General features: G+C 32.1%; 11 protein-coding genes and 1 pseudogene. 10 read left to right on the top strand and 2 right to left on the bottom strand.

Annotation, left to right across the window (positions count from 1 at the left end; genetic code table 11):
- The coding region (locus tag MK083_00390; protein MCH2672916.1) for an HAD family hydrolase at nucleotides 1–459 on the top strand (459 nt) is incomplete at its 5' end.
- A gap of 13 nt (nucleotides 460–472) precedes the next feature.
- Nucleotides 473–1,273, top strand: coding sequence for an aldolase/citrate lyase family protein (locus tag MK083_00385; protein ID MCH2672915.1), 801 nt, complete (start codon nucleotides 473–475; stop codon nucleotides 1,271–1,273).
- Between the two features lie 3 nt (nucleotides 1,274–1,276).
- Here the strand turns inward: MK083_00385 and MK083_00380 are convergent, their stop codons facing one another.
- Complete coding sequence (locus MK083_00380; GenBank protein ID MCH2672914.1) at nucleotides 1,277–2,005, bottom strand: PIG-L family deacetylase; 729 nt, start codon at nucleotides 2,003–2,005, stop codon at nucleotides 1,277–1,279.
- A gap of 65 nt (nucleotides 2,006–2,070) precedes the next feature.
- Between MK083_00380 and MK083_00375 the strand changes: the two genes are divergently transcribed.
- The 7 genes and pseudogenes from MK083_00375 (at nucleotide 2,071) to groL (ending at nucleotide 7,548) form a co-directional block, all read left to right on the top strand.
- Nucleotides 2,071–2,745, top strand: coding sequence for an alpha/beta hydrolase (locus MK083_00375; GenBank protein MCH2672913.1), 675 nt, complete (start codon nucleotides 2,071–2,073; stop codon nucleotides 2,743–2,745).
- A 48-nt stretch (nucleotides 2,746–2,793) separates the two neighbouring features.
- Complete coding sequence (gene purE / locus MK083_00370) at nucleotides 2,794–3,267, top strand: 5-(carboxyamino)imidazole ribonucleotide mutase (GenBank protein ID MCH2672912.1); 474 nt, start codon at nucleotides 2,794–2,796, stop codon at nucleotides 3,265–3,267.
- Between the two features lie 3 nt (nucleotides 3,268–3,270).
- Nucleotides 3,271–4,395 (top strand): 5-(carboxyamino)imidazole ribonucleotide synthase, encoded by a 1,125-nt coding sequence (locus tag MK083_00365; GenBank protein MCH2672911.1) that lies wholly within the window; start codon nucleotides 3,271–3,273, stop codon nucleotides 4,393–4,395.
- 20 nt (nucleotides 4,396–4,415) lie between these two features.
- Complete coding sequence (locus tag MK083_00360; GenBank protein MCH2672910.1) at nucleotides 4,416–5,249, top strand: SDR family oxidoreductase; 834 nt, start codon at nucleotides 4,416–4,418, stop codon at nucleotides 5,247–5,249.
- Nucleotides 5,250–5,290: 41 nt separating this feature from the next.
- Nucleotides 5,291–5,419: pseudogene (locus tag MK083_00355) on the top strand (SDR family oxidoreductase).
- Nucleotides 5,420–5,562: 143 nt separating this feature from the next.
- Complete coding sequence (gene groES / locus MK083_00350) at nucleotides 5,563–5,859, top strand: co-chaperone GroES (GenBank protein ID MCH2672909.1); 297 nt, start codon at nucleotides 5,563–5,565, stop codon at nucleotides 5,857–5,859.
- A 45-nt stretch (nucleotides 5,860–5,904) separates the two neighbouring features.
- The gene (groL, locus tag MK083_00345; GenBank protein MCH2672908.1) at nucleotides 5,905–7,548 is read left to right on the top strand and encodes a chaperonin GroEL; all 1,644 of its coding nucleotides are present in this window, start codon (nucleotides 5,905–5,907) and stop codon (nucleotides 7,546–7,548) included.
- A 49-nt stretch (nucleotides 7,549–7,597) separates the two neighbouring features.
- Here the strand turns inward: groL and MK083_00340 are convergent, their stop codons facing one another.
- Nucleotides 7,598–8,242, bottom strand: a complete 645-nt coding sequence (locus MK083_00340) for a DUF5343 domain-containing protein (protein MCH2672907.1) — start codon at nucleotides 8,240–8,242, stop codon at nucleotides 7,598–7,600.
- Nucleotides 8,243–9,294: 1,052 nt separating this feature from the next.
- On the opposite strand from MK083_00340, the gene MK083_00335 reads away from it, so the two are divergent.
- Complete coding sequence (locus MK083_00335) at nucleotides 9,295–10,395, top strand: Ldh family oxidoreductase (protein ID MCH2672906.1); 1,101 nt, start codon at nucleotides 9,295–9,297, stop codon at nucleotides 10,393–10,395.

Below are 10,395 nucleotides of genomic sequence, written 5' to 3'. Positions count from 1 at the left end.
AAATTTAAGGATTTTGATAAAAATTACAATTCTTTTTATGAATTTTATTACGAAAATATTGTTGATTTAATTGAACCATATGATGGAATCAAGGAATTTCTGCTATGTATGAAAGAAAAACAAATTAATTTCGGGGTAGTAACCAATGGTGATGATTATCAATATAAAAAAATTAAGAATACAGGACTGGATGGACTATTTAATTTTGTTATTGCCTCTGAAATTTTTGGTTATAGTAAGCCAGATATTGAAATTTATGAAGAAGCTCTCAGACAGTTAAAACTTACGACTAAAGATATTGAAAATGTACTATTTATAGGCGACAATCCATATACAGATATACTGGGTGCGAAGAATATAGGATTCAAAACTGCTTGGAAAAAGATGGATTTTGAATATCCAAAAGATTTGTCTCCACCAGATTATGTTATTGAAAGTTATAAAGATTTAGAAATTTAAGAAAGAGGGAATTATGAAACCAGAAGAGATAAAAAAGACCTTACAATCAGGAGGTAAGGTCTTTGGAACAATGATTAATTTTGTAGAAGGAAGTAGGTGGGCAGCATCTTTTTCTTCAAAAGCTTTGGATTACATTATAGTAGATGCTGAACATGGTTCATACTCAAGAGGCGAGGTAGCTAGAATGGTAGCCATAGGTCAGGGCATTGGATTGACTGTAATTGTCAGAGTTGCAGACCCAGATCCTACTCTTGTAGCAATAGCTCTGGACTCTAGAGCTGACGGAGTATTAGTACCTTATTGTGAAGATCCAGAAATGATTCAAAGATGTGCTTGGAAAGTTCAGCTGCATCCATTGAAAGGAAAGGCTTTTGAGGATGTGCTTAACTCAGAAAAATTTCCCTCTCAAAAGACAAAAGATTATCTTCATAAAAGAAATGGGCACAGAATAATGATCGTTGGTATTGAAAGTATTGCAGCGGTAAATAATCTTGATAGCTTGATTTCTAAAGGTCCTATTGATGGTGTTTTTGTTGGACCAAATGATCTTACAACATCTATGGGGATCCCAGATGAGCTAGAAGATAAAGAATATTTGGATACTCTTACTAAAATCATAAAGGTTTCTGAATCATATAATATTCCTGTTATGGTTCATGGGTTCACAGAAGAAAGAACAAAAAAGACTATAGATTTAGGGGCTAGATTTGTTCTTCATAGCTCNGATGGTGGTATGATAACTCAATCAATAGATAGAGAGTTTAATGCTATTAGAGATGAAAAAATAGAGAGTACTGAATCAGAAGCAATTTAGAAATTAACCTAATTCAAATTTAGCAAATGCTTCTGCATAATCACTATTACAGATTTTACCAACTTCAACTCTTCTTTGCTGATGAAATTTTCTAGCTTGTTCAGGGTCAGGGATTTGACTTGTGTGGGCTAAAAGAGCTTCTGTGGCTTTATCTACATCTACTTTTTCAAGAGGATTAAAAAAATAATTTGGATTAGCATTGTTACCCATATTGAACATATTTATCCAGACTTGCTTGACTTTATGAGGTTCAAATCCTTCTTCAAGTAAATCTGGAAAGGTTAGATGATCCCTTGCGCTAGGAAAAACTGCTGATAAAGCTGCTTCTCCTGCAGCAAAATGATCAGGATGTCCTATGTAACCCGAAGACTGTAAATCTCTATTAGGATTAGTTGTAATCAAAATTGATGGTTTATATCTTCTAATTTCTCTTGAAATATCTTTTCTTACATCTAGAGTGGGTTCTAAATATCCATCAGGATATCCCAGAAATTCTACAGCTTTTAAGCCTAATATCTCACCTGCATCCCTTTGTTCTTTTTCTCTAATTTCAGAAAGTTGTTTGCTTGAAATAGATCTATCTTCAGTACCTTTCGAACCGTCAGTAATTAGGACATAAATTACTTCCCAGCCTAGTCTTGTCCATTTAGCTACAGAGCCTGAACATCCCCATTCTGCGTCATCTGGATGCGCAGTGACGACCATTGCTATTTTTTCAAGATCTTCAGTCAAGTTTAACTCCATAAAATTTCTTACTCTATAATGATAAATATAAATAATCAAATAAAAAGACTTAGATGGCAACTTATTTAACATTTGGTAAAGGCCCTGATTTAATTTTGGGGCATGGAATGGCTCAAAATAAAAATTCATGGATAGAAACCGGATGGGTGGAAAAATTATCATCCATAAGAACAGTGCATGTTTTTGATTTTATAGGGCATGGAATTAATGAAGGTAATATTAATTCAAATAAATTGACTGTTCCTGAAATGACAAAAAATATAATTAAATTAATTGAAGCATTACAAATAACAAAATTTGATTATATGGGTTTTTCCATGGGTGCAAGAGCTGGTTTTGAATTAGCATCAAGAAAATTTAACTTAAAAAAGTTAATATCATTGGGGATGCACCCAGGTTCACCAAAATTAGAAGAAAAAAGATTTAAAAAAAGATCAGAGGCTATGGAAAAACTAGGCAAGAAAACAGGTGAAGAAAATTATTTTACTTATAGTAAAATTTTTAAGGAAGCCCTTAATTGGGAAGGGGCATTTGAAAAGATTAAATGGAAAAAAGAAAATCATCTTATTGTAATGGGAGAAAAAGATGATAATTTTGAATTAACTGAGAAACTTATGAAGGAAACCCCAAAAAGCAATTTTCAAGTACTAAGTGGTATTAATCATAAAAATACTTTTGAAGAACCAAAGCATTCAATAAATGCAATAATTAACTTTTTACAAAACTAGGAGTTAAAATTGAATAATAAATCTAAAAATCCCTTAGTTTCGGTGATAATGGGTAGTAAAAGCGATTTGGATACCATGAGATTATCTTCAGAGGTACTAAGAGAACTTAATATACCTCATGAAACAAAAATTATCTCTGCACATAGAACTCCAGAAGCGATGTTTAATTTTGCTAGAAAAGCAAAAGAAAAAGGAATTAAGATAATAATAGCTGGAGCTGGAGGAGCAGCACACCTTCCAGGTATGGTCGCTTCACTTTCAGAACTTCCTGTTATCGGAGTTCCTATAAAATCTTCAAACTTAAATGGTTTAGATTCCTTATTATCTATTGTTCAGATGCCAAAGGGTGTACCAGTAGCTACAGTTGCTATTGGTCAATCAGGAGCAGAAAATTCAGCTTTACTTGCTGCAAAAATTCTATCCTTNAGTGATGAAGATTTAGCCGGAAGATTATCTAAAAGAATATCTGAAGTTACAGAAAGTGTTTCTACTGATAGTAATATTGGAACTTGGTTAGAGTAGAAATTGGAAAATAATATTATAGGTATAATAGGTGGTGGACAATTATGTCAGATGTTATCGGAATATTTGTTTAGCATTGGTAAAAAAGTTATTTTCATTGATCCTTCAGAAAATCCACCAGCAAAAAACACTGCTGCAATTCATATTAAAAAAAAATTTGATGATATCGACGCTTTGAAATATTTATCCAAAAACTGCGATATTATCACTTATGAATTTGAAAATGTTCCAATTGAAAGCTTGATACTGATAAATAAAGATATTGAAATACATCCAAGTCCTTATATTTTATCAATTTCACAAAATAGATTAAATGAGAAAAATAATTTTAAGAAATATGGAATAAAAACTCCTAATTTTGCAAGCTTCAATAAGGATAAAGACCTATACAGAATTATTGAAAAATCTAAAATCAAGTTTCCTCTTATAATAAAAACTAATACTTTAGGTTACGATGGGAAAGGGCAATATAGAATAAATTCTTCAAATGATGTTGATAAAATACTCACTTCTCTAGAAAAAGATCAGGATTATATTATTGAAGAACTAGTTAATTTTAAAAAAGAGTTTTCAGTTATCATAGGTAAAGATCTTTCAGGGAATAGTATTTTTTTTAATCCTATTGAAAATATACATAAAAATGGGATTTTGGATATTTCAATATATCCAGCAAGAATTTCTGAAAAAATTAGAGAACAAGCTATAAATTTGGCTAAAAGATTTTCAAATGAAGTGAAATTAACAGGTATCTTAGCAATTGAAATGTTTATTGATAATAAAGATGATATTTTATTCAATGAAATAGCTCCAAGGCCCCATAATTCGGGGCATCTAACTATTGAATCTCATTCTATTTCACAGTTTGGCTTATTAGGAGACATAATTTCTAACAAAAAAATCAATACACCAGTATCAAATAAAAAAGCTTTGATGAAAAACTTACTCGGTGATTTTTTTTTAAAAAAGAATCATAAAGACATTATCAGAGAAATAGAAAATATGGATAACCATTTTATAAAGCTTTATAAAAAAGATGAGATAAAAATAGGAAGAAAAATGGGGCATATAACCATAATTACTGATGATATTGAAAATTCTATGGTTAAAATAAACAACTTAATAGATTAGAATTATGGAAAATATTAAAAATGAAAATTGAGGGAAAAATGGACAAAGAACTTAAAGGTAAAGTAGCTATAGTAACTGGAGCAGGTAGATTAAGAGGAATTGGAAGAGCAGCAGCAGTTGCATTGGCAAAACTAGGTGCAGATGTAGTTATTACTGGAACAGGAAGAAGCCCAGAGTCGTTTCCTGAAGATGAAAAAAATATTGGATGGAAAGATATTCATAGTGTTGCTGACCAAATAAGAGATGAAGGGCAAAAAGCACTCCCACTAATTTCAAATGTAACAAGTCAAAAAGATGTTCAAAAAATGGTTGATGATACTATGAATGAATTTGGAAGAATAGACATATTAATTAATAATGCAGCTTATGCAAGAGCAGAAGATAGAGTTCCTATTCTAGATTTAGGAGAAGACACTTTTCAAAAGGTAATGGACATTAAAGTTACAGGCACATTTCTGTGCACTAAAGCTGTAATAAAACATATGATTGCTGGAGGAAATGGAGGAAAAATAGTTAATATTTCTTCAACAGCAGGTAAAAAGGGGTCTGCTAATACATTAGCCTATAATGGAGCTAATTTTGCAATAGTTGGAATGACTCAATCAATGGCTAGGGAATTAGGACCGCATAATATTAATGTTAATGCAGTTTGTCCAGGTGCAGTTGATACACACAGGATGGATGTACTTGGAAGGGGTGAAACCTGGAGTAATATGGCTGATACAACACCAATTGGTAGAAATGGTACAGATGAAGAGGTAGGGGATTTTTGTGCGTATTTATGTACTGAAGCTGCTTCTTGGATACATGGTCAATCTATTAACCAAAATGGTGGTACTGTAATGGAGCACTAAATAATAGAGAAAGAGCTTTCAGGAAAAGTAGGGCTGATTCTATTCCTATGGGTAGAGTAGGAACTGATGAAGAGGTTGCTGATCTAATGGGATTCTTAGCTAGCGATAAAGCAAGATTTATTACAGGACAATCAACAAATATTAATGGCGGAATATTAACTTCAAGATAAATCCTATTTTTGCTAAACATAGTTATATAATGATTTCTATTTGACAGGTTGTGAAAATATTTTAAAATAGAAGATGTAAAATTATAAATCAATTTTTATTTGAGTATCTTAATTTACTGAATAAAAAAGGAAGGAATGTATAAGTGGCACTTAAACTTAAGCCATTAGGAGATAGGCTAATTATTGAACCTAATGAAGAAGATGATTCTAAAAGCTCAGGAGGAATAATTATTCCTGATACAGCAAAAGAAAAACCTCAAAAGGGTAAAGTTGTTGCTGCTGGAGAAGGAAGAGTGAATGATGATGGAAAAACAATTGCTTTATCTGTTAAGACCGGTGATGAAGTGATTTATTCCAAATATGCAGGAACTGAATATTCAGAAGGTGGAAAAGAATATTTAATCGTAAGAGAAAGTGATATATTAGCCATCGTTGGATAATGTATCAAAAAATTAATTACACAATAACTATGGAGAATAAATAAAATGCCAGCAAAGGACTTAAAATTTGGAGCAGATGCAAGAACAAGACTAAAAAATGGAATTGATATTCTTGCTGATACAGTAAAGGTTACATTAGGGCCTAGAGGAAGAAATATTATCGTAGATAAAAAATTTGGACCTCCTCAGGTCAATTCAGATGGAGTAACAATTGCTAAAGAGATAGACTTGGAGGATGCATTTGAGAATATGGGTGCTCAACTGTTGAAAGAGGCATCAAAAAACACAAATGATGATGCAGGTGACGGAACTACTACTAGTACTGTTTTGGCTCAAGCAATAATTGCAGAAGGATTTAAGGTAGTTGCAGCAGGTGCTGATCCAATGGCAATCAAAAGAGGCATAGATAAGGCTTTAGTATCAGTTAGAGAGTCTATAGCTAGTCAGTCTATTCCCGTGTCTGAAACAGATCAAATTTCAAATGTAGCTAAGTTATCTTCACATGATGATGAAATGGGTAATCTTATTGCAAGCGTTATGGATAAGGTTGGAAAAGATGGAGTTATAACTGTTGATGAATCTAAAACACTTGATTATGAAACTGATTATGTTGAAGGTATGCAAATTGATAGAGGTTTCTTGTCGCCCTATTTTGTGACTTCACCAGATACACAGGAAGCTGTTCTTGAAAATCCATATATTTTAATTACTGATGGTAAAATATCAGCTGTATCTGATTTAGTTCCTGTTCTAGAAAAAGTATTACAAGCTAAAAAACCTCTACTTGTTATAGCAGAAGATGTTGAAGGGGAAGCTCTTGCAACACTAGTTGTGAATAAGCTAAGGGGAACTATAAATGTAGCTGCAGTTAAAGCTCCTGGATTTGGAGACAGAAGAAAGGCAATGCTTGCTGATATTGCGATACTTACAGGGGGTAATGTTGTTTCTGAAGAAGTTGGAAGAAAACTTGATTCTGCAACCCTAGATGATCTCGGAAAATGTGCAAGAGTTGTTGTAAAGAAAGATGATACAACTTTTGTTGATGGAGAAGGCTCAAAACCTGAAATTGAAGGAAGAATGAAAGAAATTCAGAGTCAAATAGAAGAAACTACTTCTGATTATGACAGAGAAAAGCTTCAAGAGAGGCTTGCAAAGTTATCAGGTGGAGTTGCAATACTAAGAGTAGGTGCAGCAACTGAGATTGAAATGAAAGAAAAAAAACAAAGAGTTGAAGATGCTCTTTCCGCGACTAGAGCAGCCGTGGAGTCTGGTATAGTGCCAGGGGGAGGAACAGTTCTAATCAAATCTTCAGATGCACTTCAATCATTAACTTTAGAGGATCCTGATGAGAATACAGGAGTAGAAATACTCAAGAAAGCTCTATTAGAACCTATAAGAGTAATCTCCGAAAACTCAGGATTTGAAGGTGCTGTTATTCTTGAAAAAGTTTCAACAAGCAAAAAAGCAAATTACGGTTTTGATGCCCAGTCTGGTAAATATGGAGATATGATATCTATGGGTATCGTTGACCCTGCAAAAGTAACAAGAGCTGCAGTAGAAAATGCTGCATCTGTTGCTGGAATGATTTTGACTACTGAAGCATTGATAACTGATGTTCCAGAACCAGAAGCTCCAATGCCAGGTGGAATGCCAGGCGGAGGAATGGGCGGAATGGATATGGGTATGTAACCTAAGTATTACTAGAAATAAATAAAAAGAGTTGAGAAATCAACTCTTTTTATTTTAAGCTTTCATAGAGCTTAGTAAGAGAATCAATCCAAGATTTTTTTAACTCATCAGACCAATTTGGATCAAAATCAGGATATTTATCTAAAATTAATCTTGCTAGATTTATATTTGTATCACTTTTATTATTTTGAATATTAAAATCATTTGTAGATTTCGCAGCCTTAGGTTTATCAGAAGAGTTTGAGTTATGCCTTCGAGCAAGAATATGAGAGGATACTTTAATCTCTGAGTATTTTGCTGCTTGTATAAAAAATGATTCACATTTTACAATTACACCTTCTTTAGTTCCAAATCCTCTAAAAGCTTCTCTTAATTGAGATTTAGTTGCGTTTGATAAATCTAAATCAAAAATAGGAGAATAATACTTATAAAGAAGCTTTCTTAGAACCTTTTTTTGAAGATTTATATCTCTAGAAACAAGATTCTTAAAATCCTCACTTGGAATCCCATTAATATCAATAAGTTCAAAAAATTTTATTGCTGTCATTATTTGAGTCCCATTAGACCCAGAAAATTTGTTTAACCAAACACTTCTGTCTATTCTATTTGGCATTCCTTCAGATAAAAATTCTAAAAAAGTTTGGAATGTTTTAAAAGAAACATATGGGGGTATTTTATTTTTTGTTTTTTGCATAAAACAAGTTCATTTCATCTTATTTATCTCTATTATATTTAAAAAATTCTAAACTAAAAGGGTTAAAAGAATTATTATTTCCCAGCAAGGACAATTTTTGAAAATAAAATTTAGAACTACGAAAATTTAATCATAAATATAATAAAAGAAGGACAATATGAAAGTTTCTTTAAATGATATAGTTATACATCCTACACATCCTATTCACAAGTTTAGGCCTCTAAGAAATTTAGTAAACAAACGAAATTCATCACAAAAGAGGCCTGTGGTAATAAAAAAAGATAATCACTTCATCTTATATAGTGGTGAAAAGATACTTAGAACAGCAAAAAATAAAAATAAATCAAAAATTGATTGCATTATAAAAGATACTATTCTTGATATAGATGCTCTAAATTTATCTGAAATATATTTTTCAGGACTTAAGGCTCCTACTAAGATAGCTATGGAATTTATAGAATTTAGGAAATTGAGAAAAATGTCACAACAAGAATTAAGTAGGAGAACAGGAATTACTCCAGGAACAATACATCATTATGAATCACTAATAAAAAAGCTAGATCCCAAATTATTATCTTATCTAGATAAAGGACAGCTTACTTTTAAAGAGGCAAGATGTATTGCAGATTTAGAAGACTTTTCTTTACAGAACAAGATAGCTAAACCATTCATAGAAGGTAAAATATCAAGTGTTTATGTAGAAAAAGTTATAAAAAATGTAAAAAATAACCCTAAAATATCTTATGAAAAAATTATAAAGAATGTTGTCGATGGAATTGATTTGTCTACAGAAAAGGAAAATATTAGTAAAGAAATAAAAAAGGAAATTAAGAACACTTCAATTGAAGAAAAAATTCTAAATTTTTCAATTGAGTTAGAATCTATCTCAGAAGAAGACATTCCTGAGTACAGAAGGCTTAGAGTTATATCAAGTTTGAAAATTTTAGATTCAAAAATAAAATCATCATTAAGCCATATGGATACAACTTTTGTANAGAAATCTAAAATTTATAATAATTAAAGTAATCTTAGATAATAAGGGAGGAGACTGAATGTTAGAGAGATTTCATGTATCTGAAGATGAGGCAATCAGAATAAATCATAAAAAAATGCACAATATAGTAACTCAAATTTTTATGAAAATGGGAGTTAATGATTCTGATTCAAGATTATCTGCTGATGTTCTTATATATGCTGATCTTAATGGGGTTGATACTCACGGTGTATCTAATATGTTGAGATCTTATGTTAGGATGTATCAAGAAAAAAAAATCAATCCAAATCCTCAAATCAAAATAAAAAAGGAAACAAACGCCACCTTATCACTAGATGGTGACTCGGGATTAGGAATACAAACTGCTCCNAAAGCAATGGCAATGGCAATAGAAAAAGCTAAAGATTCTGGCGTAGGTATCGCAACATTAAACAATGCAGGTCATTTAGGAGCTGCAGGATATCATGCAAAAATGGCTATTGATGAGGATATGATAGGAGTTTGTATGAGCGGCGGAGGTGGTTTTGCAATGTTGCCTACTTATGGGGCAATGCCAAGATTTGGAACTAATCCTATTGCATGGGCAGCACCAGCTGATAAAGAAGCATATTTTATGTTTGATGCTGCAACTACACAAATAGCAGGAAATAAAATAAAACTACTTGAAAGATTAAAGGTGCCAATTGCTTCAAATTGGTTAGCAAAGAGTGATGGAACACCAATTATGAATGAAGAAACTCTTGAATCTAAAGATTTTCATGAAGATGGAAGATTGAAGGAATTATATATGCTTCCTTTCGGAGGTGATAGAGAAAATGGATCACATAAAGGATATGCCTTTGCAGCGATAGTTGATATCATGTGCTCAATGCTTGGAGGAGCACAAGCAGGTTTTTTAGGCGGAAGTGGTCATTATTTTGCTGCTTATAATATAGATTGTTTCAGTGATACTGATACTTTTAAGAAAAATATGGATGACTTTCTTAGCGGATTAAAAAATACACCTCCAGCTCCTGGTCACGAGAGAGTAATTTATCCAGGTCTTCCAGAGTACGAATCTAGATTAGAAAGAAGCACAAAAGGAATCCCTTATCATCCTGAGGTTATAGAATGGTTTGAATCCATAACCTCTGAGCTGGAAATAAACCTAGACTTTTGA

The organism is Dehalococcoidia bacterium (assembly GCA_022451965.1).
Classification (GTDB): Bacteria; Chloroflexota; Dehalococcoidia; order Lucifugimonadales; family Lucifugimonadaceae; genus TMED-70.
This window is presented reverse-complemented; position numbering and strand designations above follow the sequence as displayed.

Excerpts from the sequence above, each read along its gene's own strand:
- MK083_00375 (MCH2672913.1), top strand. The coding sequence starts at position 2,071 with ATGGCAACTTATTTAACATTTGGTAAAGGCCCTGATTTAATTTTGGGG.
- MK083_00360 (MCH2672910.1), top strand. The coding sequence starts at position 4,416 with ATGAAAATTGAGGGAAAAATGGACAAAGAACTTAAAGGTAAAGTAGCT.
- groL (MCH2672908.1), top strand. The coding sequence starts at position 5,905 with ATGCCAGCAAAGGACTTAAAATTTGGAGCAGATGCAAGAACAAGACTA.
- MK083_00340 (MCH2672907.1), bottom strand. The coding sequence starts at position 8,242 with ATGCAAAAAACAAAAAATAAAATACCCCCATATGTTTCTTTTAAAACA.